The organism is Actinoplanes sp. M2I2, assembly GCF_023544445.1.
GTDB lineage: Bacteria > Actinomycetota > Actinomycetes > Mycobacteriales > Micromonosporaceae > Actinoplanes.
The window spans coordinates 208,546-230,268 of sequence record NZ_JALPVJ010000016.1 but is presented as its reverse complement, the minus strand read 5'-3'; the positions used below and the strand labels follow the sequence as shown (position 1 = coordinate 230,268).

The window sequence follows — 21,723 nt, the reverse complement described above, 5'->3', positions numbered from 1 at the left end:
CGGGCGGCGGGTGGTCAGGGCAGGCGGTACTCCCAGCCTTCGGGCTGCCATTCGAAGTCGTCGGCGACGATGTCGCTTACGGGCCGGCCGTTGACGACATGCTCCAACCCGCGGTAGGTCGCCAGGTGGCCGATCAGCATGACGCGGCGTCCGGCCCAGCGGGTGGGCAGGTCGGTGAGGAACCGGGCCACCCGCGCGATCGCCTCGCTGTGGCTTTCGCCGGCGGGGTAGGGGCGGTCGCAGTAGTCCAGGCGGTCGGCCTTGACCTCGGTGGTCGGTGTTCCGTTGCGGTCGCCGAAGTCGCACTCGCGCAGCCGCCAGTCGTACAGGATCGGGATGCCGCTGCCGCCGAAGGCGATCTCGGTGGTCTCGACCGCGCGGCGAAGGTCGGAACTGAAGACGGCGGCGATGCCGTCCTCGCGCCTGCGCCGGCCCATCGCGGCGGCATTCGAGCGGCCCTGCGCACTCAACCTTCCCGGCAGCCAACCGGTGGCGACACCCCGCTCGTTGTCCTCGGTCAGAGCGTGCGTCTCGTAGACGATCTCCGTTGACATGGTGATACCTCCCGAGAATGGGCTTCCCGTCATCGAGGCGCTCGACAGGAGCATGGCTTCGACCAAGGCGCTCGACGCCCCCGTGACCACACGACGTCGACGACCCCGCCCCCGAGGCCCGACGGTCGGGCTCGCCGTCGACTCCGGCCGGCAGGCGCACGCCCGGCTGGACACACGAAGTCGAGCCATGCTCCCGGCGCCACGTTGCTGCGTGGCGCCAGGCCTTCGGGCGCCGGCGCACGCTTGGGTTGATCGCATTGAACGCGAGCCGTGCTCCTGGAGCTGGGTGGCGGCTTGGCCTTCGGGCGCCGGCGCAGGCTCGCGTTGAACGCATTGAGGGCGAGCCGCGCTTCCAGTGCCAGGTGGCTGGGTGGCGCCCAGAACTTCGGGCGCCGGCGCAGGCTCGGGTTGAACGCATCGAAGTCGCGCCGTGCTCTGAGCGCCAGGTGGCTGGGTGGTGGCTCGGCGCCGGGCCGGTGCCGGTCGGGGCGGGGGTCAGCCCAGGGTGGGCATGGTGGCCTTGCCGCGGTCGGCGATGATGAACGGGGTGTCGATGTCGGGGGTGCCTTCGCCGATCGAGACCGCGGCCACGCCTGTTCCGGTGCCGGCGATCTCGCCGGTCGGGTCCTGGATGATGTAGGTGTCCTTGCCGGTGCGGATGGTGTAGGTCGGCTTGCCGTTCGACTCGCCGGTCTTGCGGAAGCGGAACAGCTGGTCGGAGGCGGCGGCGTCGCAGGCCGTGATCCGGACGGCGGCGGGCTTGCCGCCCGAGCCCAGCTTGGCCGAGAGGCAGGACGGCTCGCCGCCCTTGCGCAGCTTGGCCGTGCGGATCCAGTATCGGTCGCCGCCCGGCTTGACCGCGGTGAGCACGAACAAGTCGGCGTCGCCGAACTTCTCCGACAGGCCGATCTTGCCGTCCTGGACCACGCCCAGCGTGGCCTCGCTGTTCTTGGGCAGCAGGTTGACCTGGCGGGTGCCGCTGAAGACGTCGCCACCGCCCGCGGGACGCGTCGTGGTCGGCTTGGCGGCGGGTGAGGACGACGGTGGGGACGCCGGCGCGGAGGACGTGGCCGGCGCCGACGGCGGGGAGACCGGCGCCGAGGGAGCTTCCGAGGCCGGCGGGGTGGCGGCCGGTCCGGCGACCTCCTCGGCGGCGGCGCAGGCCGAGGTCAGCAGCAGGCCGGCCAGGACGGCGGTGGTGGCCGGGACGCGAGACGGGATACGCACGAAGAACTCCTCCAGGTGGGAACTGGTGTCCATCTTTCGGGAGATGTCCGCCTCGGACCCGATTCGGAGATGTTCATGGCAGTAATGGGGGAGACCCGGGGGCAGGCCAGAGCGGACGCGCACTGGCCTGCCGAGCGCCGCGGGCCGTCAGGGCTTGCGGCCGACGGCTCCGTAGGCCTCGATCGACTCGATGCCGTCGCCGTCGGGGCGCCAGGAGCTGATCGGGGTCAGTCCGGGCTCGACCAGCTCGAGACCCTCGAAGACGGTGGCCAGCTGCTCGGGGCTGCGCAGGATGTAGGGAACGCCGCCGGCCTCGGCCAGTTTGCGGGCGCCCTCGACGACCGCGGGGGAGGTGTCGGTGCCGTCCCAGAAGACCAGGTAGCTGCCGGACGGCACGCGGGCCATCACGGTGCCGACGATCGAGCGGATGCGGTCGAGGTCGGGCTCGTAGCCCATCACTCCCATGAACATGACCGCGACCGGCTCGGTGAAGTCGAGCGCCTGCTCGGCCTCGGCCACGATCTTCTCGGGGTCGTGGTAGTCGGCGTGGACATACGTCGTCACGCCCTGGGTCGTGGTGCCGACCAGGAGGGCGCGGGCGTAGGCCAGCACCATCGGGTCGTTGTCGACGTAGACGATCTTGGACTCGGGGGCGATGCCCTGGGCCACCTCGTGGGTGTTCTGCATGGTCGGCAGGCCGGTGCCGATGTCGAGGAACTGGCGGACGCCCGCCTCGCCCGCGAGATGGCGGACCACCCGGATCAGGAACTTGCGGGACTGCTGGGCCATCACCACGATCTCGGGATAGACCTGGGCCACGGCGTCGCCGGCGGCGCGGTCGGCGGCGAAGTTGTCCTTGCCGCCCATCCAGTAGTTCCACATGCGCGCCGCGTGCGGCACGTCGGGCTGCAACTCGGCGGGGGCCTCTTGGTCCGTCATGGGAAGTTTCTATCGGCTGCGGTTGCCGAGCACAACCACCCATTGTGGATAACTACAGTCGTTCCAGATCGATCAGGACGGCCTTCAGCAGGTCGGGCGTGCGGGCCGGCGGGGCGGCCTCGATGATGAGCCGGCCGAACGCCGCCGCGTAGTCGTCCACGTCTTCGCGTTTGTCCAGGTAGAGGGCGCTCGTGAGGTGTTCGATGTAGACCACGTCGTCGAGTTCCTCGTGCGGGAAGCGCAGGATGCTGAACGCCCCGCCCGCCGCCGCGTGCCCGCCCGAGTCGAAGGGGATCACCTGCAGGCGTACGTTGGGGTTCTCGCAGGCCTCGAGCAGGGCCAGGATCTGCTCGCGCAGCACCTCGCGGCCGCCGATCAGCCGCCGCAGCACGGCCTCGTCGAGCACCGCCCAGAAGGTCGGCGCTTCCGGCCGGGTCAGCGTCTCCTTGCGGGTCATCCGCAGGTTGGCCAGCCGCTCGACCTCGTGTTTGCCCGGGTTGTTGTGCCCGAGGCGGATGACGGCACTCGCGTACGCCTCGGTCTGCAGCAGCCCGGGGACGAACTGGATCTCGTACGTACGGATGAGCTCGGCCGCCTGCTCGAGGTCGAGGTAGCTGTGGAACCAGCTCTCGAGCACATCGCCGTAGGTGTGCCACCAGCTCGGCGAGTTGGCCGCCTTGGTCAGCTCGAGCAGGCGCTGGTGCTCCTCGGGGCTCTCGACACCGTAGAGGGTGAGCAGGTCGGTCACGTCGCGGGCCTTGAAGCCGACCCGGCCCAGCTCCATCCGGCTGATCTTGGATTCGGACGCGCGGATGCGGTAACCGGCGGCCTCGCGGCTCACGCCGGCGGCGAGACGGAGCTCGCGCAGCCGCGCACCCAGCTGCAGGCGGCGCACGGTCGACCCGCCGCTGTCCCCTCGCCCGATCATGGTGACCTGCTTATCAAGAACGTGGCCGGCGCGCTACGGCCGGTGGCCGGCGGCGCGTTGCTGGGAGATCTTCGGATCATCAGATCGCCACGGAGCCATCGGAAACACCCCCGGACGGACGACGCCCAGCCGTTCGAACAGCTGAACGATCCGAGCCGGAACGGGGAGGTGGGACCGGGCTTCGCCGACGCCGGTGTCCAGCCTGGACACATTTTCTGCCACGCGATCATCCTCACCTCGGTGGACCCCAGTGTCCAGTGTGGATATGACCAGTTCGGCACGCGACGGCAGATCCGGCTGATCTCTGACGAGCGCCGGGCACGGACAGTACCGTACCGGGCGTCGCTCGGCGCCTACTCTCCGGCTGCCGGCTCGATCTCGTGGGGAAGCAGATGACGCCAGCCGGCCCGGGCGAACGCGAGCGGTGACATCCGGTACGCCGGCCACAGCGCACTTCCCGGTGGCAGGGTGCGCCGGACGGCCTGGGCCTGCTCGCCGCGCACCACCCGCTCGGCGTACAGGGCGCTCAGGTCGGGTCGTGGCAGGCCGGCGGGCCAGGGATCGGCGGCGTCGGGCCGGTGGTCGAGGCGCACGGTGGCGAGCAGGATCGCGTTGGGCCGCCACGGTTCTCCGCCGGCGAGCACCGTACGCCGGAGGTCCTGGACGTGCCGGTCGAGCGCGCGCAGGGCCTCGGGAAAGGCGTGGGCGGAGTCGCCGTCGCCCCAGCCGGGCAGTTCGGCGGTGAGGTGGGCGCCGTCGTCCCCGCGCAGGCTCACGTGGTCGACCGGCCGGTCGCGGGCCGGGCGCCCGGGGTCCCGGCGCGTGTTCCGGGGGTCGCCGAGGACGTCGGCAGCCTGAGTCAGCAACCGTTCGACCTGGGCGGGCCGGAGGGGAAGCGTGGCGGCGGCGTCGGCGTACGCGGTGCCGTCGTCGTAGACGGCCAGCGCCGGCGGGGTCAGAAAGCCCTCGCCGGGAAAGAAGCCGCCGGGGCGGGCCCATTCGAAGATGGGGCGGCGGGTGGCGGCCCGCGCGGGCTCGCCGGTCAGTCCTGCGACAGCGATCGCCGCGCCGGCGGCCAGCAACGTCCTACGGTCCATGGGCTGGACCCTAACCGGGCAAAAGCCCCACGGGGCGCGACTACCGAAACTTCCGCCGTTTCAGCCGGCCGACCCGCCGGCGCGGCCCGCGTACTCCCGGAAGCGCTCCACGGCCCGGCCCGAGACGGCCTGGCCGTGCCCGAAGACGGCGTGCTCGAAGTCGTAGGAGCCGAGCTTGGCCAGGCTGCGTGCCTGTTCGTCCGGGTCGGCCGACACCCGGGTGGGACCGGCGGTCACGCCGCCCTCGCGCGTGCCGGCCGCCGTGTCGCCCGCGAACAGCAGCCCGCCGGCCCGGTCGAGCAGATAGGAGACGTGCCCCCGGGTGTGGCCGGGGGTGTGGATCGCGGTGAAGCCCGGCAACGGCTCGGACTCGTCCTTCGTGATCAGCTGGTCGAGCTTGGTCGGCTCGGCCGTCCCGATCAGCCGGACGGCGAACCGGGCCAGGCCCCGCGGCTCGGGCGGCCGGATCGCGCCGGTGATGGCCGGGGCGTCGGCGGCGTGCGCGAACACCCGTGCCCCGGAGCGGCGCCGGACGTCGGCGACGTTGCCGATGTGATCGAAATGCTGGTGGGTCAGCAGGACCGCGGTCACGTCGCCGATCTGCTTGCGCAGGCCGTGCAGGGCGCGATCGATGCGCTTGGCGTTGCGCGGGAGCCCGGTGTCGACCAGGACCACGCCGTCGTCGGTGACGACGAGATGCATGTTGACGAAACCCAGGCTGACTTCGAAGACACCCTCGACTACTTCGCGCACGCGACCATCCTGCCAGCCACCTCGCTCGCCGGGGACTCGAGGCGGGCGTGGACGGGGAACGGCAGTTCGTCGGGGTCGGGAAGAGGGAGCTCCGCCGCGCCGGCGCCGGCGCCGGCCGTGGGGCGGGGGCGCCGCGGGTGCGGGCGGCCGTTGCTGCCGCCTCGGCCCGTCAGCGCAGATTCATCTCTCGACTGTAGAACGACCTTGCGAAGGCCGGGGCCTCATGCGGAAAACTGACACAACAGGCTGGAATAGGTCTGACATTAGGCGACTGAAATGCATCTCGAATCGGGGAGTCCTTTTTCTTCGATGGCTGGCCGAAAGGATGGTTGCCGGATGCGCCCGCCGTTCTTAGGTTGAATTTGCTGACAACGCATCGGCTAATGGAAGATCTCGCCCGGGGGAGGCGGGAAAACAATCTGTCGGGGGACAGGATGAAATTCACGCATGCGTTGAAAATGGTCGCGGCGGTGGGGACCGGCGCGATCACCGTGCTGGCGGGTATGCCCGCCGGCGCGACCGGTGGTCACGGTGGCGGCAAACCCGCCGTCCGGACGATCACCACCAAACTGAGCGGCCCGTTCGGCCTCGACGTGATGTCGTCGCGGACCGCCCTGGTCGCCGAGTCGGAGAGTGGGGAAGTCACCGCGGTCGATCTGAGGACCGGCCGGCGCACCACCTTGATCTCGAAGGTGCCGGGCGTGGCCGGGGTCGCCGCCACGCGCGGAAAGATCTATTCATTGATCGGCGGTCCGAATGAGGAAGGCGCTCCGCCACCCTCGAAATATCCGCCGGCCTCGGTGCTGGTGTCGGACGCGAAAGGTAAGCACGTTCGCGTTCTCGCCGATCTTATGAAATACGAGTTGAGACGCAATCCGGACAGGCAGAAGCAGTTCGACAAGTCCGGAAAGCCCTATGACGCCCTGTCCAACCCGTTCAGCATGGTCGCCACCCGATGGGGACTGCTGATCGCCGACGGCGGGGCGAACGACGTCCTGCGGGTCGACCCGCGCACCGGCCGGGTCTCGACGTTCTTCGTGCCGCCGAACCCGCGGACCAAGGCCTGTCTGGCCAAGGGCGCGCAGGCCAACCCGGGCACGGTCGGGTGCGACTCGGTGCCGACCGGCATCGCCGTCCAGGGCCGGCACGTGTACGTCTCGACCCTCGGAGCCGAGAAGGCCGGCGCCGCGGCGATCTACAAGCTCGACGGCCGCAGCGGCAAGGTGCTGCGCAAGTGGTCGGGCTTTACGTCGCTGACCGGGGTCGCGGTGAGCCCGCGGGGCACGATCTTCGCCTCCGAGGTGCTGTTCGGCGCGCCGGCCGGTCCGCCGCCGGCCGGGTTCGACCCGTCGAAGGTGGGCCGCCTGACCCGCATCGACCACGGGCGGGTGACGCGCGCCGCGGTGACGATGCCGACCGGTCTCGAGTTCACCGACGGCAAGCTCTACGCGACCTCGTGGAGCATCGCCGGACTGCTCGGCATCAAGGACGCCGGCCGCCTGGTCCAGGTGCACCCGCACGCGTTCCGCTAGAACCGGCAGGATGCTGGAACCGGCAGGATGCCAGAACCGGAAGTGATCCGCCGGGGTGACGACCACGTCACCCCGGCGGTGGCCGTCCGGCGCCGCGGATACGATCGGATGCCGTCAGGTCGCAGGGCTCGAGCCGAGCCGGGAACCAGGGGGCAGCACCGTGCCACAGCCGTACCGCATCTTCCGCATCACGGCCGTGGCCGAGGCCTTCTCGTGGGCCGGCCTGCTGGTCGGCATGTATCTCAAACGCGTCGCGGAGGTCACCGACCTGGGCGTCTGGCTGTTCGGCCGGATCCACGGCGCGCTCTTCGTCGCCTATCTGGTCGCCGCCCTGTGGGTGGCGCGCACCGAGCGCTGGTCGCTGCCGCGCACCCTGGTCGGCCTGGCCGCCTCGATCCCGCCGTTCACGTCGCTGATCTTCGAGCGCTGGGTGGCGCGACGGCGGAGGGCGACCGATGAGGCTATTTCGGAAATGTCTATTACGAGCTGAACGGCAGCCCCCGATGGGCCGTTCGGATGATCTCCGCCCGATGGTTTCAGGGACGCATTAAACGTCTTGTCGCGCGGCCCGCACTCCGGAGATCGTCATCCCGCCGGGTCGGCCACGAGCCGGGCCGACGGGGCTGTGTCTCATGCCGGATATGCCGTTATCGGGGGTGCATATCCGGGACTGCTGCCCTTTGTCGGCGCTGCTCGTGGCGACACCCGCTCTTCCGTACGGCTCCGGGCCTTACGGATCTTCGTCGTGGACTGATTTTCGGGCTCTCGTGCACTCCGGATAGACTTTCGGCCGTGAATCCTTGCTGAATGGCAAATGGGGGCCGACGTGTTGCGCATCCACTTCACGCCGGAGGATGTCGGCCGCGTGCGGATCGCGGGCGAGCCCGATCCGCTGTGGGAGACGATCTTCAGTGTGTGGCGTCTGCGCCGCCCCGGGCCCGAGCTCGTCTACGGCCGCTGGCGTGACCACGCGCTGAGGGCGAGCCGGCGCGACGACCTCGAGCTGCTGCTTCCGCTGGTCCGCGGGGCCTACTACCCCGACTTCCTCACCCCCGCCGAGGGCTCGCTCGGCCTGCCCGCCGCGCTCGAGGTCATCAAGTCCACACCGGCCACCCGGCTGCGCGGCGAGCTGGAGGAGCTGGTCCGCCACGCCGGGCCCAAGCCGTCCTGGATGGGCCGGCTGGCCGAGGGGGAGATCGAGACCGTCGAGCGGCTGGCCGGGGCGCTGCAGTCGCAGTACGAGAGCGCGATCGCGCCGTTCTGGGCCGAAGGCCGGGCCCACATCGAGGCCGAGCGGTCCCGCCGCGCCCGCGTGCTGCTCGACCAGGGCGCCGAGGGGCTGCTCGACAGCTTCCGGCCGATGATGCGCTGGGAGCCGCCGGTCCTCGAGGTCGACACCCCGTTCGACCAGACGTTGCACCTCGGTGGACGCGGCCTGATCCTGCTGCCGTCGTTTCTCTCCTACGGCACGCCCGACGCGTTGCGGGACACGACGTTGCCACCCGTGCTGGTCTATCCGATCCAGCACGACCTCACGATCAACCCCGGGCTGCGCCCAGCCGACGGCGCGTCGCTGGCCGCGCTGATCGGGCGGACCCGCACGTCGCTGCTCGAGTCGCTGGGTGACGGCCGGACGACCTCCGAGCTGGCCCGCCGGGTCGGCGTCAGCGCCGCCTCGGTCAGTCAGCACACCGCGGTCCTGCGCGAGGCCCGTCTCATCCGGACCAGCCGCGCCGGCAAGGCGGTCGTCCACACTCTGACCCCGCTGGGCGAAGCGCTCTTAGCAGATCAGCCCTAAGATTGAGTGATGTGGATCACTCGATCAGAGGGGCTGGTATGGACGGCGCCAAGACCGATGTGGAAGATCGCCTGCTCGGCGGGGCAACCTACCGCAGTTTGGGCGAACAACAACTGTCCCCGGCCGAGGAGCGGTTCGAGCGCGGCCGCCGTACGGTCGGGCTCTTTCTCGCCCCGGCCATCACGCTTCTCTTCCTCGCGCTGCCGCTGAGCATCCCGCCCAGCCAGCAGGTGCTCGGCGGGGTGCTGCTGGGCGTGATCGTCCTCTGGATCACCGAGGCCGTGCCCATCCCGATCGGGGGCCTCATCGGGGTCGGTCTCATCGTCGTGTTCGGGGTGGCCGAGGCGGCCGACGTGCTGGCGCCGTTCGGCTCGTCCACCGTCTTCACCTTCATCGGCGCCTTCATCCTGGCCCAGGCGATGCTCAAGCACGGGCTGGCCCGGCGCTTCGCCTTCCGGATCCTCTCGCTGCCGGGCGTGGGCCGCTCGACGTCGCGCGTGATCATCGCGTTCGGCGTGGTGACCGCCCTGCTCTCGGCGTTCGTGTCGAACACCGCCACGGTTGCGATGCTGCTGCCCACGGCGCTGGGCATCCTCTCGGTCATCGCCAAGCTGCTGCAGGACCGCGGGCTCGTCGAGCCGGGCTTCGACCCGACCCGGCTGCGGGTCGGCGCGGCGCTCATGCTGATGCTGGCCTACGGCGCGAGCGTCGGCGGTCTGCTCACCCCGGTCGGCTCGCCGCCCAACCTGATCGGCCGCGGGCTGATCGAGGAGGCCACCGGCGAGCGCATCTCGTTCGCACAGTGGATGGCCGTCGCCGCCCCGATCTGCCTGGTGATGTTCGCCGTCCTGGCGATAGTCCTGCTGCTGCTCAACAAGCCGGAGATCCGCCGGATCGAGGGTGTGGCCGAGTACGTCGCGGCCGAGCGGGCCAAGCTCGGCAAGCTCTCGGTGGCCGAGCGCAACACCCTGATCGCGTTCGTGGTCACGGTCACCTTCTGGATTGTCCCGGGCATCGTCGCGGTGATCGCCGGGACCGACTCGGCCGTCTACGACACGGTGTCGGCCCGGCTCAACGAGGGCGTGGTGGCCGTACTCGGGGCCTCGCTGCTGTTCCTGCTGCCGGTCTCCTGGCGGCAGCGGGAGTACACCCTGAACTGGAGCGATGCCGCCCGCATCGACTGGGGGACGATCGTCCTGTTCGGCACCGGCATCATCTTCGGCTCGCTGCTGGCCGACACCGGGCTGGCCGAGACGATCGGCACGTCCAGCGCCGACGCGCTCGGCCTGGGCAGCACCTTCGCGATCACCGCGTTCGCCGTCGTGCTGGCGATCGTGGTCTCCGAGACGACCAGCAACACGGCCTCGGCCGCGGTCGTGGTGCCGATCATCATCCCGATCGCCGTCGCCGCCGGCATCAACCCGCTGGTCCCGGCGCTGGCCGCCACGTTCGCCGCGTCGTTCGGTTTCATGCTGCCGGTCTCGACGCCGCAGAACGCGGTGGTCTACGGCTCCGGCGTCGTCCCGATCACCACGATGATCCGGTCGGGCGTCTCGTTCGACGTGCTCGGCGCGATCGTCATCCTCCTGCTGCTCCCGTTGATGGTCGCGGCGGTGGGCCTGGGCTGAGCCGCGCCGGGGACGACTCATCCACCGCCGAGGGCGGCCGCCCAGCCCGCGAGATCCACCCGGGGCACCAGGCGGCCGTCCGGATCGGCGCCGAGCTGGACGAGGCGGCTGTCCTCGATCCGGCCCGGGGTCGTGCCGCCGCCCTCGTCGTCCTGCTCCCAGACCGAGAGCTCGATCGCCCCGAGGTCGTCGACCACGTAGCCGATGTGGTGCCCGCCCTGCTCGACGAGCAGGACGCGGCTGGTCACCGGGTCGATCTCGCGTGGACGGCCGATCAGCTCGTTCAGGCTGATCAGCGAGACCACGCTCTCGCGGTGGGTGAACAGCCCCAGCAGGCCGCCGCCGGCCCCGGCCAGCGGAGCCACGTCGTCCGGGTAGGCCAGGATCTCGGCGATCTGGGTGAGCGGCGTCGCCACCTCCACGCCGGCGCGGTAGGTCAGATAGCGGCCCAGACCGGTGGTGCTGCCTCCGGCGGGCCGATCGTCGCGCTCGACGACGTCCTCGCGCGGCGTGGTCAGCCGGCCGAGCGCGGTCAGCGTCTCGTCGGCCGACAGCGCCGCCGAGTCGACCACCAGGTGCTGGCCGTGGCCTTCGATCAGCACCGCCCCGCTGAACCGGCCCGCGTTCGGGCCGCCCAGCGCGGGCAACGGGTGGATCCGGGCCGGGTCCAGCGTGACGATCTGGACGACCTCGGAGACCTGCAACGCGACCAGCCCGTCCGGGTAGCTCCAGAGCAGGCCCTGCGCGCCCTGGTCGCCCGTCGGCGGGCCCAGCCCGAGCCCGTGGGCCAGGTCCACGACCGGCACCCAGTCCCGCAGGTACGCCGTGACGCCGCGGCACAGGTCGCCGGCCAGCGGCGAGTCGGTCACCACGAGCTGGGGCAGCACCGTGTGGATGTCGGTGAGGCGCACCGCGAGCCGGAACTCGCCGCACCGCACGAGCAGCATCGGCAGCCCGGCCGGGACCGCCGAGGCGGTGACCGGAGCGGCTCCCGCCGGGCCGTCGGCCGGGTCGAGCACCGCCGGCACCCCGGGCAGCCCGAGGATCGCGCCGGCGTCCAGGATGCTGACCACCGAGCCGGTCTCCGGGTGCCCGAAGGTGTGCGAGAAGACCAGTCCGTCGGCGGTGTCGCGGGTGTCGTGCCGCTGGTCGTCGGGCACCGTGGTGATGCCGTCGACCCGGTCGGCGACCACCCCGAGGGTCCGGCCGCCCGAGCTGATGATCACGATGACCGGGTGCTCCCGGACCCGCTCGGGCCACTCGAGCGTGACCGCGAGATCGAGCACGGGGATCACCACGTCGCGCAGGTTCACCGCGCCGAGCAGGCCGCGGGCCCGGGCCGGGATCGGGGCGAGCTTCTTGGGACAGGGGATGACCTCGCGCAGCACGGTCAGCGGCAGCGCGACGGCGGCGTCACCGACCCGGAGCAGACCGTACGTGGTCCGGGCGCTCATGACGGGCAGGAGCCCGCGAGCTGACCGAGCAGGGCGGTGACCTCGTGCGAGGCGTCCTGCTGGGTGCTGGTGGACGACGCGATCCGGCTGATCGCGTCGTCGGTCAGGCGGGCGCTCTCGCGGATGCGGGTGAGCGCGCTGCCGGCCCGGTCCGAGACGTCGGCGCCCTCGTTGACGCGCAGCGCCGACTCGCTGATCAGCTTGGCGATCTGGCGGGCCGCGTCGCCCGAGCGCTCGGCCAGCTTGCGCACCTCGCCGGCCACGACGGCGAAGCCGACGCCGTGCTCCCCGGCGCGGGCGGCCTCGATCGAGGCGTTGAAGGCGAGCAGGTTGGTCTGGCTCGCGATCTCGCCCATCACCGAGACGATGTCGCCGATCTCGCGGGTGGACGCCTGGATCAGCTTGATCGCCTCGATCGAGCGCTGCAGCTCGGCCGCGCCCTGCTCGGCGTCGCCCGCCGTGCGGCGGGCCAGCTCGAGGGCCTGACCGCTGGTCTGCGCGATCTCGGTGGTGGCGCCGGCCAGGGCGGACACCGTCGCGCTCATCTCGCTGGTCTTGGCCTGGACGAGCATCTCCATTCTGACCTGGGCGGTGATCTCGGTGGCGTACTTGATGACCTTGGACGGCCGGCCGTTGAGGTCGAGGACGGGGTTGTAGGTGGCCTGGATCCACATGTCGCGGTTGTACTTGCCGAGGCGGTGGTAGCGCCCGGCCGAGAACTCGCCCTTGTTGAGGTTGAGCCAGAACGCGCGGTACTCGGGGCTCACGACGTACTCGGGCGTGCAGAACATGCTGTGGTGCTGGCCGACCACCTCGCGCAACGAGTAGCCGGTGGCCCGCAGGAAGTTCTCGTTGGCGTGCAGCACGACGCCCTCGAGGTCGAACTCGATGACGGCCTGGGAGCGGTCGACGGCGTTGACCTTCGACTCGAACTCGGCCGCGCGCAGCTTGGTGCCGGTGATGTCGGTGGCGAACTTGACGATCTTCACCACGCGGCCGTCGGCGTCCAGGATCGGGTTGTACGTGGCCTGGATCCACACCTCCCGGCCGAGCGCGCCGACCCGCTTGTACTCGCCGCCCTGGAACTCACCGGCGCCGAGACGCTCCCAGAAGTTCGCGTACTCGGACGACTGGGCGTACGCCGGCTCGCAGAACATCCGGTGGTGCTTGCCCTGGACCTGGTCGAGGCGGTAGCCGGTGAGCTCGAGGAAGGACGTGTTGGCGGTGATCAGCTCGCCCTTGACGGTGAACTCGACGACGGCCTGGGACCGGTCGATGGCGTCCAGCTTGCCCTCGAACTCGAGGTTGCGCTGCTTCTCCGGGGTGATGTCGTGGGCGAACTTGACGACCTTGACCGGCTTGCCGTCCAGCCCGAAGATCGGGTTGTACGTGGCCTGGATCCAGACCTCGGCGCCGGACTTGTCGAGCCGCTTGTACTCGCCCGAGTGGAACTCGCCGCGGGCCAGCTCACGCCAGAACTCCCGGTAGTCCTCGCTCGCGGCGTAGGCGGGCACGCAGAACATCCGGTGGTGCTTGCCGACGACCTCGTCCCGGTCGTAGCCCAGGGCGCCGAGGAAGTTGTCGTTGACCGACAGCACGGTGCCGCGCAGGTCGAACTCGATGACCGCCTGCGAGCGGTCGACCGCGGCCACCTTGCTCTCGAACTCGGCGTTGCGCAGCCGGGCCTGGGTGATGTCGGTGGCGTACTTGACGACCTTCACGGGCTTGCCGTCGAGGTCGAGGATCGGGTTGTAGGTGGCCTGGATCCACACCTCCCGGTCGCCCTTGCCGAGCCGGTGGTATTCGCCGCCCTCGTACTCGCCCCGGCCGAGCTTGGCCCAGAACGCGCGGTACTCGTCCGAGCCGGCGTACTCGGTGTCGACGAACATGCGGTGGTGCTGGCCGATCACCTCGCGCTCCTGGTAGCCCATGGCCTGGAGGAAGTTGTCGTTGGCGGCCAGGATCGTGCCCTGCAGGTCGAACTCGATGACCGCCTGCGCCCGGCCGATGGCGTCCATCCAGCCCATCGCCTCGGCCGAGGCCCGCCGCTCGGCGGTGACGTCGCGCAGCGCGACCATCAGCCGGTCGCCGGGCAGGGGCCGCACGGTGGCCCGCCACTGTGCCGGGGCGCCCTCGAGGCTGGTCGCCGTGAACTCGGCGACGGCGCCGTCGTCGCCGGCCCGGCGCAGCGCGCTCAGCACGCCGGCGTCGGCCGCCAGCTGCTCGGCCCACTCGGAGGCGCCGGGGGAGCCGGTCGTGACGGCGACCAGGGCGCCGTTCCCGGCCTCGACCACCAGGCCGATCGTCTCGGTCGACACCAGGGCGCGGAACGCGTCGGCGAAGGTGGGCTCGGCGGCCAGGTCGGTCGTCAATGCAGCTCCCCGGTGCAGGATGGCACACCCCCGTCGGGTGTGTCCGCCAGCACTGTCGGCCGTGCCAGGGCCGAACTGAACCCGGAAATGATCGGAGCTTTCCGCGGACGGGAGTTATCCGGTTGCCGTGCCCGTCCGCCCGGCCGCGCTCAGCCCTGTTCCTGGAGTCGGGCGGCGGCGGTGATCTTCTGACTGACGGCGGCCCCGGCCGGGTGCTGCAGGTCGTTGAAGAGGGCGAGCGCCCGGCGCCAGGCGGCCTCGGCCTCGGCCGGGCGCCCCATCGCGCTCAGCGTGTTACCCATCCGGTCGAGCGTGGCGGCGTGCTCGTACACGTCGGGCAGCTCCTCGTACAGCGACCGGGCCCGCTCGTAGTGCTCGAGGGCCGCGTCGAAACGGCGCGCCCGATGGTGGATCAGGCCGAGACTGTCGCTGGCGGCCGCGATGCCGCTGCGATCGGCCAGCGACTCGAAGGCGGCCAGCGCCCGCGCGCAGTTGCGCAGCGCGGGCTCGGGCCGGCCGAGCACGGCGTTCCACCAGCCGACCTCGTTGAGCGCGACCGCCACCGCCCGCGGGTCGGCCGACTCCCGGGCCGCCGTCAGGGCCTGCTCGGCGCTCTCCAGCGCGTCGGGCACGCGGTCGAGCATGCCCAGCAGCCAGGCCAGCAGCATCCGGAGGCGATAGACCCGGCCCGGGTCGGTGACCAGCGGAACGGCCCGCTCGGCCTGCCGCCGGGCCTGGTCGGCGCGGCCCTGCCAGCCCAGCGCGCGGGCCAGCTCGATCAGGGCGTCGGCCACGTCGCCGGTGTCGCCGAGGCGGCGCGCGCCGGCCAGGGCGACCAGTTGCGCCTCGTGATACTCGTGCCAGCGGCCCTGCCGGATCTGGTAGTTGGCCGACATCCGCGGCAGCTGCACCGCGTACCGGGTCAGTCCGACGTGGAGCGCGCGCTCGGCCACCGCGGCCAGGTTCAGCGCCTCGGCCCGCAACCACGCGCTCGCCGCCGCCTCGTCCTCGATCGGCGTGACCACGACGCCGGGCGCCGGCGGTTCGCCGTCGGCCACATGCGAGTACGGGCCGAGCTTCCGGTCGGCGCCGGCCGCGGTGTGCAGGTAGTGGTCGAACAGGCGGACCGTGGCGGCGGGCTCGCCGGTGGCGGCGTCGGCCTCGGCGGCGAACGCCCGGAGCAGCCCGTGCATCGCGAAACGGCCCGGGGCCGGGGAGCTGATCAGGTGGGCCGCCGCCAGGTCGGCCAACGGCGGATCGGGCTCGCCGGCCAGGCTCGCGGCCGCCGCGGCGGTGAAATCCGGGCCCGGATGGCGCGACAGCAGGCGGAACAGCCGCGCCGCCGGGCCGGGCAGCCGGTGGTACGACCAGGCGAAGGTCGCGCGCGGGTCGGTCGGGCCGTCGCCGGTGGCGATGACGTCCAGCCGCCGGCCCTCCTCGCCCAGCTGGCCCACCAGCTCGGCCAGCGGCAGCTCCGGGCGCTCGGCGGCCCGCGCGGCCACGATGGCCAGGGCCAGTGGCAGCCCGGCGCAGAGCCGGATCAGCTCGGCCACGACCCCGGGCGGCTCGCCGGCCAGCCGGTCGTGCCCCAGGCGGGCGGCCAGCACCTCGCGGGCGGATTCCTCGGCCAGCAGCTCGAGCGTGAGCGCGGCGCCGCCGGGCGCGACGGCCAGGCCGTTCAGGCGGGTCCGGCTGGTCACCACGGTCAGGCACGACTCGGAGCCGGGCAGCAGGGCCCGCACCTGCTCGTCGTCGGCCGGGTTCTCCAGCACGATCAGCAGACGGCGGCCGGCTGCGAGGCTGCGGAACAGCCCGGTCAGCTCGCTCTGGCCGGTGGGCATCCGGTCGGGCGGGACACCCAGCGCGCCGAGGAAGCCGCGCAGCACCTCGGCCGGCGTGCGGCGGCCGGGCCGGCGGCGGCGCCGGCCCAGCAGGTCGGCGTGCAGCTGCCCGTGCGGATAGTCGGCGGTCAGCGAGCGGGCCCAGTGCACCGCCAGGGTGGTCTTGCCGACCCCGGCGGTGCCGTAGATCAGGACGACCGGCGGGCGCGGGCGGGCCGGGTCGGTCAGGGCGGTCAGCCGGGCCAGTTCCCGCGTACGCCCGGCGAAGTGGGCCGTGACGGCGGGCAGCTGCCGGGGCACCGCCGTCTCGTGGCCGTCACCGCCCGGCGTGCCGAGCAGCGGATCCCGTACGCGGATCCGGTCGTTCAGGGCACGGGTGGCGGGCGCCGGCGTGGTGCGCTGGGCGAGCCGTTCGTACGCCTCGACCGCCGAGCCGTAATCACCGGCGAGATAGGCGGCCTGCATCTCGAGCCGGACCACCCGCTCGTCGTCCGGGTTCTCCGCGCTCAGGCGTTCGGCGTCCGCACGGGCCGGCTCGACCGCGCCGCAGCGCAGCCGGGTCTCGGCCAGCCGGATCGCCGCCTCCCGGCGCTCACGGTCGAGCTGGCGGCGGATCCCGGCGGCCCAGTCGCCCGGCACGCCCTCGAGCGCCGAGCCGTGCCACAGCGCGAGTCCGCCTTCCAGGTGGATGCGGGCGGCGGCCCAGTCGCCGTGCGCGACGCACTGCCGGGCGGCCTCGGTCGCCGTCCGGAAGCGGTGCAGGTCGACGCGGTCGGGCTCGACGTCCAGCCGGTAGACGCCGCCGTGGCCCTGGCGGGGCAGCGTGAACCCGTACCGCCGCAGGGCGAGGCGAAGGTCGCCGATGTAGCCCCGCCGGGTCTCGGGGTTGCGCGCCTCGGCGCCCCAGAGCGCGTTGTCGAGGAAGGCGCCGGTGACCGGCCGGGCCCGGGCCAGCAGCAGCGCCGCGAGGACACAGTGCACCTTGGGGAGCTCGGCGTCACGCCCCAGATGGATGCGGGTGTCGCCGTCGAACAGGCCGACCGGGCCGAGCAACCGGAAATCCATGCCTCCATGTTCCCCGCCGGATTCCCCGTTACGGCAGTCAAGGTGCCGACATGGACATCGGTCGGCCCACGAACGTGAGCGTGTCGCCGTGAGTCCACCCCTCATGCCGCCGGCGCTGCGGTTGCTGCGCCCGGGTGAGCCCTTCGAACAGCAGTTGTGCTTCGCCGAGGCGTTGTGGACGGCCGGGGAGTACGCCAGCAAGGCCGCGAGCCTGCTGGCGCTGAACAAGTGGCGCGCCGTCGTCTACGGCGGTCCGGGCAGCGGCAAGTCGACCTTCGCCGCTCTGGCCGCCCGGGGCCTGCGGGAGCGGGCGGCGCCGGTCGTGCCGTTGCTGTTCTCGCTGAGCGCCCGGCGGCCGCCCGACGATCTGTCCGGCTGGCTCAACCGCCGTCTCGCCCTGGCCTACCCCGACCTGCGCCGGGTGCCCGCGACCGGGCCGGGCGGACGGGTGGCCCGCCTGATCGGCAGCGGCGAATACCTGTTCATCCTCGACGGGCTCGACGAGATGCCGGCCCGCCTGCGGCGCTGGGCCCTCGAGGAGGTGAACCTGCTGTTCGGCCCGGACGACCCGGTGATGCTGCTGACCGGCGACGCCGGGCTCAGCCACCCGCTGCCGCTGGCCGGGGCCCAGCACATCGGCATCGACCCGGCGGGCGCGGCCGACGTGGCCGACCACCTCGACGCGATGGGCCGGCTGGAGATGCCCAACCTCGCCGGCTCGACGGCCGGGTTCGATCTGCTGGCCAAAGCGTTGCGCGACGATCCGTACGGGCCGCTGGGGGTGCTGCTGTGCCGCCCCCTCGACCTGGCGCTGACCGTGCAGGCGATGCGCCGGGGCCTGCTCTGGCACTCCGACCTGACCGGCTGCGTGGCCCACGCCGGCCCTGCCGCCGCCCGCGAGATGCTGCTCGACCTGGAGATCGCGGGCGCGCTCGACGGCCGCTGGCCGCCCCGCCGCACGGCCCACCTGGCCCGCCGGATGCGCGCCGGCGACGTCGGCCCGCGGCCCGGCCCGTTCCTGCCGGCCTTGCACGCGGCCGGCCTGCTCCGCCGCGAGGGCCGCCTCTACCAGTTCCGCCACGCCGAGCTGCGCGACCACGCGGCGGCGCTCGCCGTCAGCTGAGGTCGTGCTCGGCCGGGCGGGTGTTGAGGACCCAGGCGAGTGGCATCGTGGCCCGGACGGTGTAGTGCCCGTCGGCGAGGACGTGCATCGTCACGGTCTGCGCGGTGTCCTGGTCGACCACCCAGTACTGCGGGATGCCGGCGGCCGCGTACTCGCCTCGCTTGGTCACCGTGTCGATGCCCTCGGAGCCCGGGGAAACGATCTCCACGACCAGGAGGACGTCGGCGACCGGCAGCCAGACTCCGTCACTCTGTTCCTTGTGCCACACGACCAGGTCGGGGATGCGTCCGCCGAATCCACCGGCGCGACCCGGAATGCGCAGGCCGACCCGCTGCGTGACGCACGGGAGCGCGACGATTTCCGTCAGCCAACCGGTGAGCCGGGTCGCGACGATCGCCTGTGCATACCCCGGTGGCGGCGTGATCGTGAGGACGCCTTCGGGGCTCAATTCGTATCGATGGTGGTCGTCCGCGGTCATCATCGCGGTCAAGTCGTCGAGCGTCACGACGGCGGGCATGTGCCGGCCGACTGCCTCTGCGCTCATGCCGGGGAGCGTACCGATTTCGAGCAGAGCGGTGGCGCATGTGGTGTGCGCCTGTGGGTAACTCGCTGAAGCGGTGCGCATCACTGTGGGTATCGGTGGGCGACGCCGCGCGGGCGGGGTAGGGAATAAGGGGACGGTCAGGGGCGTTGCCCGTGACGGTCGTTACAGCGATTGGCCTACGCCGTCGGCGCACGCTACCGTATCGATGTATCGAAGCCTATGGGATTTATAGGTTTTACCGGGTCGTCAACCACGCATACCAGGGTGCTACGTGATTGAGATACAAGGGCTCCGGAAGACCTACCGGGCCAAGGGACGGCGCGACCGGGAGGTCGTCGCCGTCGACGGGGTGGACCTCAGCGTCGCCGACGGCGACGTGTTCGGGGTGCTCGGGCAGAGCGGCGCGGGCAAGAGCACGCTGCTGCGCTGCGTGAACATGCTGGAGCGGCCGGACGAGGGGACCGTGACCGTGGGCGGCGTCGAGCTGACCGCGCTCAAGCGGAAGCCGCTACGGCTCGCCCGGCACGGCATCGGGATGATCCACCAGCACTTCGCGCTGCTCTCGTCGCGGACCGTGGCCGGCAACGTCGCCTTCGCGCTCGAGGTCACCGGCGTGCCCCGGGCCGAGCGCCGGACCCGGGTCGCCGAGCTCCTCGAGCTCGTGGGCCTCGGCGGGCGCGCGGACGCGTACCCGGGCCAGCTCTCCGGCGGGCAGAAGCAGCGCGTCGGCATCGCCCGGGCGCTGGCCGCCCGGCCCCGCGTGCTGCTCTCCGACGAGGCCACCTCGGCGCTCGACCCGGAGACGACCGACTCGATCCTGCGGCTGCTGCTCGACCTCAACCGGCGGCTCAACCTCACCATTCTGCTGATCACCCACGAGATGACCGTGGTCAAGCGGATCTGCCGCTCGGCCGCGGTGATGCGCGACGGCCGGTTCGTCGAGTCCGGCGCCGTCGCCGACCTGCTGCACCGGCCGGACTCCGAGCTGGCCCGCGGGCTGTTCCCGCTGGACGCGCCGACCGAGCTGCCGGGCCACACCGTCGTCGACGTGACGGTCAGCGGCGAGCAGGCCGACGCGCCGCTGCTGGCCGAGGTCGCCCGCCGCTTCGATCTCGACGTCCGCATCCTGGCCGGCTCGGTCGAACAGCTCGCCGCGACCCGCGCCGGGCGGTTCCGGCTCGCGCTGCCCGCCGGCGACGACGCCCCGCTGACCTACCTGCGGGAGCGCGGCGCGCAGGTCGGTCCGCCCGCGGCGCCGCCGGAGCCGGTCGAACGGCCCGAACCCCTCGAGACAGCCGCCCCGCTCAGCGGGCCCGAGATTCAGGGAGCCGCGTCGTGACCTGGAGCGAACTCTCCGAGCTGCTCGGGGTCGGACTGCGCGAGACCGCCTGGATGGTCGGCGTCTCGACCGTGCTCACCGCGATCGGCGGTCTGCTGCTGGGGATCCTGCTGGTGCTGACCGCGCCGGGCGGGATGCTGGCCGCGCCCGCGGTGTCGTCGGTGCTCGGCTTCGTCGTCAACGTCGCCCGCTCGCTGCCGTTCATCATCCTGCTGGTCGCCGTCATCCCGTTCACCCGGGCCGTGGTGGGCACGACGATCGGCACCGACGCCGCGATCGTGCCGCTGACCATCGGCGCCATCCCGTTCTTCGCCCGCATCGTCGAGGCCGCGCTGCGCGAGGTGCCGCCCGACGTGGTCGCCGCGGCCACCGCGATGGGGGCCACCCGCCGCCAGATCGTCGGCAAGGTGCTGCTGCGCGAGGCCCGGCCCGGCCTCGTCGCCGGCCTGACCATCACCGTGATCGCGCTGGTCGGCTATTCGGCCATGGCCGGCGTGGTCGGCGGCGGCGGCTTGGGCGACCTGGCCATCCGGTACGGCTACCAGCGCTTCGACACGCAGGTCATGGTCGCCACCGTCGTCGCGCTCATCGTCTTCGTGCAACTCGTCCAGATGGCGGGCGACGTCCTCGTCCGCCGGCTGTCACACCGTTAGGAAAGGGATTTCATGCGCCGCGCACTCGCTGCCGTGCTCACCTCCGCGACCCTCCTGCTGGGCCTCGCGGCGTGCGGCTCCGACACCGATTCGGCCGGGGGCTCCTCGGCCGGCGACACCCTCAAGGTCGGCGTCAGCCCCGTCCCGCACGGCGAGATCCTCAAGTACATCGCGGACAACCTCGCCTCGGCCGAAGGCCTGAAGCTCGACATCGTCGAGTTCAACGACTACATCCAGCCCAACGTGGCGCTGCAGGAGAAGCAGCTCAACGCCAACTACTTCCAGCACATCCCGTACCTGGAAGAGGAGATCGCGGCCAAGGGCTACAAGTTCACCGCGCTCAAGCCGGTGCACATCGAGCCGCTCGGCGTGTACTCCAAGACCGTCAAGAACATCGCGGACGTGCCGGCCGGCGGCGTGGTCGGCATCCCCAACGACCCGTCGAACTCGGGCCGCGCGCTCAACCTGCTCGCCGCCAACGGGCTGCTGACCCTCAAGGACGGCGTCGGCGTCAAGGCCACCGAGAAGGACATCACCGCCAACCCCAAGAACCTGGAGTTCAAGGCGCTCGAGGCGGCCCAGCTGCCGCGCAGCCTCGAGGACACCGCCATCTCGGTCATCAACGGCAACTACGCGATCGAGACCGGCCTCAAGCCGGCCACCGACTCGCTGGCGCTGGAGAAGGCGCAGGACAACCCGTACGCGAACCTGCTCGTGGTCCGCACCGGCGAGGAGACCGACGCCCGGGTCGTCAAGCTCGAGAAGCTGCTGCACTCGCCCGAGGTCAAGAAGTTCATCGACGACAAGTACCAGGGCTCGGTGCTGGCCGCGTTCTGATCCACTCCGGGGGCCGGGACCGCGCGGCGGTCCCGGCCC

18 protein-coding genes are annotated in these 21,723 nt (G+C 71.8%); 8 read left to right on the top strand and 10 right to left on the bottom strand.

Features of this window, described 5'->3' with window-relative positions; translation table 11 throughout:
* Positions 1 to 14: 14 nt before the first annotated feature.
* The 6 genes from HJC40_RS30990 to HJC40_RS30965 form a co-directional block, all read right to left on the bottom strand.
* Positions 15 to 554, bottom strand: coding sequence for a histidine phosphatase family protein (locus HJC40_RS30990; protein WP_250006501.1), 540 nt, complete (start codon positions 552 to 554; stop codon positions 15 to 17).
* Positions 555 to 1,049: 495 nt separating this feature from the next.
* Entirely contained in the window at positions 1,050 to 1,781 is a 732-nt protein-coding gene (locus HJC40_RS30985) for a hypothetical protein (RefSeq protein WP_250006499.1), read from the bottom strand.
* A gap of 147 nt (positions 1,782 to 1,928) precedes the next feature.
* A complete protein-coding gene (locus HJC40_RS30980; protein ID WP_250006497.1) occupies positions 1,929 to 2,720 on the bottom strand; it encodes an SAM-dependent methyltransferase in 792 nt (263 codons plus the stop codon).
* 52 nt (positions 2,721 to 2,772) lie between these two features.
* Positions 2,773 to 3,648, bottom strand: a complete 876-nt coding sequence (locus HJC40_RS30975) for a helix-turn-helix transcriptional regulator (protein WP_250006495.1) — start codon at positions 3,646 to 3,648, stop codon at positions 2,773 to 2,775.
* A 353-nt stretch (positions 3,649 to 4,001) separates the two neighbouring features.
* Complete coding sequence (locus HJC40_RS30970) at positions 4,002 to 4,745, bottom strand: hypothetical protein (RefSeq protein ID WP_250006493.1); 744 nt, start codon at positions 4,743 to 4,745, stop codon at positions 4,002 to 4,004.
* A gap of 60 nt (positions 4,746 to 4,805) precedes the next feature.
* Positions 4,806 to 5,498 (bottom strand): MBL fold metallo-hydrolase, encoded by a 693-nt coding sequence (locus HJC40_RS30965; protein WP_250006491.1) that lies wholly within the window; start codon positions 5,496 to 5,498, stop codon positions 4,806 to 4,808.
* A gap of 383 nt (positions 5,499 to 5,881) precedes the next feature.
* Here HJC40_RS30965 and HJC40_RS30960 point away from each other — a divergent pair, with 383 nt between their 5' ends.
* The 4 genes from HJC40_RS30960 (at position 5,882) to HJC40_RS30945 (ending at position 10,456) form a co-directional block, all read left to right on the top strand.
* Entirely contained in the window at positions 5,882 to 7,030 is a 1,149-nt protein-coding gene (locus HJC40_RS30960; protein ID WP_250006489.1) for a ScyD/ScyE family protein, read from the top strand.
* Between the two features lie 160 nt (positions 7,031 to 7,190).
* Positions 7,191 to 7,520: a DUF3817 domain-containing protein gene (locus HJC40_RS30955; RefSeq protein WP_250006487.1), complete on the top strand. Its 330-nt coding sequence runs from the start codon at positions 7,191 to 7,193 to the stop codon at positions 7,518 to 7,520.
* A 324-nt stretch (positions 7,521 to 7,844) separates the two neighbouring features.
* Positions 7,845 to 8,828 (top strand): helix-turn-helix transcriptional regulator, encoded by a 984-nt coding sequence (locus HJC40_RS30950; protein ID WP_250006485.1) that lies wholly within the window; start codon positions 7,845 to 7,847, stop codon positions 8,826 to 8,828.
* A gap of 38 nt (positions 8,829 to 8,866) precedes the next feature.
* Positions 8,867 to 10,456 (top strand): DASS family sodium-coupled anion symporter, encoded by a 1,590-nt coding sequence (locus HJC40_RS30945; RefSeq protein ID WP_250006483.1) that lies wholly within the window; start codon positions 8,867 to 8,869, stop codon positions 10,454 to 10,456.
* Between the two features lie 17 nt (positions 10,457 to 10,473).
* On the opposite strand, the gene HJC40_RS30940 is transcribed toward HJC40_RS30945, so the two are convergent.
* The 3 genes from HJC40_RS30940 to HJC40_RS30925 all read right to left on the bottom strand — a co-directional run bounded on the left by HJC40_RS30940 (position 10,474) and on the right by HJC40_RS30925 (position 17,188).
* Positions 10,474 to 11,910, bottom strand: coding sequence for a chemotaxis protein CheW (locus HJC40_RS30940; protein WP_250006481.1), 1,437 nt, complete (start codon positions 11,908 to 11,910; stop codon positions 10,474 to 10,476).
* On the bottom strand, positions 11,907 to 14,282 hold the full coding sequence (locus tag HJC40_RS45635) for a PAS domain S-box protein (protein WP_284043947.1): 2,376 nt from the start codon (positions 14,280 to 14,282) through the stop codon (positions 11,907 to 11,909). Before HJC40_RS45635 ends, HJC40_RS30940 begins: the two co-directional genes overlap by 4 nt.
* A 149-nt stretch (positions 14,283 to 14,431) precedes the next feature.
* The gene (locus HJC40_RS30925; protein WP_250006479.1) at positions 14,432 to 17,188 is read right to left on the bottom strand and encodes a BTAD domain-containing putative transcriptional regulator; all 2,757 of its coding nucleotides are present in this window, start codon (positions 17,186 to 17,188) and stop codon (positions 14,432 to 14,434) included.
* 88 nt (positions 17,189 to 17,276) lie between these two features.
* Between HJC40_RS30925 and HJC40_RS30920 the strand changes: the two genes are divergently transcribed.
* Positions 17,277 to 18,311 (top strand): NACHT domain-containing protein, encoded by a 1,035-nt coding sequence (locus HJC40_RS30920; RefSeq protein ID WP_250006477.1) that lies wholly within the window; start codon positions 17,277 to 17,279, stop codon positions 18,309 to 18,311.
* On the opposite strand, the gene HJC40_RS30915 is transcribed toward HJC40_RS30920, so the two are convergent.
* A complete protein-coding gene (locus tag HJC40_RS30915; protein ID WP_250006475.1) occupies positions 18,304 to 18,855 on the bottom strand; it encodes a Uma2 family endonuclease in 552 nt (183 codons plus the stop codon). The two genes, HJC40_RS30920 and HJC40_RS30915, sit on opposite strands and share 8 nt — an antisense overlap.
* 271 nt (positions 18,856 to 19,126) lie before the next feature.
* Between HJC40_RS30915 and HJC40_RS46325 the strand changes: the two genes are divergently transcribed.
* From HJC40_RS46325 to HJC40_RS30900, 3 genes are read left to right on the top strand one after another with little or no spacing between them, the layout of a single operon-like run.
* Complete coding sequence (locus tag HJC40_RS46325; protein WP_250006473.1) at positions 19,127 to 20,194, top strand: methionine ABC transporter ATP-binding protein; 1,068 nt, start codon at positions 19,127 to 19,129, stop codon at positions 20,192 to 20,194.
* Complete coding sequence (locus HJC40_RS30905; RefSeq protein WP_250006471.1) at positions 20,191 to 20,847, top strand: methionine ABC transporter permease; 657 nt, start codon at positions 20,191 to 20,193, stop codon at positions 20,845 to 20,847. Before HJC40_RS46325 ends, HJC40_RS30905 begins: the two co-directional genes overlap by 4 nt.
* 12 nt (positions 20,848 to 20,859) lie before the next feature.
* Positions 20,860 to 21,684, top strand: coding sequence for a MetQ/NlpA family ABC transporter substrate-binding protein (locus HJC40_RS30900; protein WP_250006469.1), 825 nt, complete (start codon positions 20,860 to 20,862; stop codon positions 21,682 to 21,684).
* Positions 21,685 to 21,723 lie beyond the last annotated feature (39 nt).

Excerpts from the sequence above, each read along its gene's own strand:
- HJC40_RS30945 (WP_250006483.1), top strand. The coding sequence starts at position 8,867 with ATGGACGGCGCCAAGACCGATGTGGAAGATCGCCTGCTCGGCGGGGCA.
- HJC40_RS30990 (WP_250006501.1), bottom strand. The coding sequence starts at position 554 with ATGTCAACGGAGATCGTCTACGAGACGCACGCTCTGACCGAGGACAAC.
- HJC40_RS30940 (WP_250006481.1), bottom strand. The coding sequence starts at position 11,910 with ATGAGCGCCCGGACCACGTACGGTCTGCTCCGGGTCGGTGACGCCGCC.
- HJC40_RS30970 (WP_250006493.1), bottom strand. The coding sequence starts at position 4,745 with ATGGACCGTAGGACGTTGCTGGCCGCCGGCGCGGCGATCGCTGTCGCA.
- HJC40_RS30975 (WP_250006495.1), bottom strand. The coding sequence starts at position 3,648 with ATGATCGGGCGAGGGGACAGCGGCGGGTCGACCGTGCGCCGCCTGCAG.
- HJC40_RS30980 (WP_250006497.1), bottom strand. The coding sequence starts at position 2,720 with ATGACGGACCAAGAGGCCCCCGCCGAGTTGCAGCCCGACGTGCCGCAC.
- HJC40_RS30925 (WP_250006479.1), bottom strand. The coding sequence starts at position 17,188 with ATGGATTTCCGGTTGCTCGGCCCGGTCGGCCTGTTCGACGGCGACACC.
- HJC40_RS30915 (WP_250006475.1), bottom strand. The coding sequence starts at position 18,855 with ATGAGCGCAGAGGCAGTCGGCCGGCACATGCCCGCCGTCGTGACGCTC.
- HJC40_RS30900 (WP_250006469.1), top strand. The coding sequence starts at position 20,860 with ATGCGCCGCGCACTCGCTGCCGTGCTCACCTCCGCGACCCTCCTGCTG.
- HJC40_RS30950 (WP_250006485.1), top strand. The coding sequence starts at position 7,845 with ATGGGGGCCGACGTGTTGCGCATCCACTTCACGCCGGAGGATGTCGGC.
- HJC40_RS30960 (WP_250006489.1), top strand. The coding sequence starts at position 5,882 with ATGGAAGATCTCGCCCGGGGGAGGCGGGAAAACAATCTGTCGGGGGAC.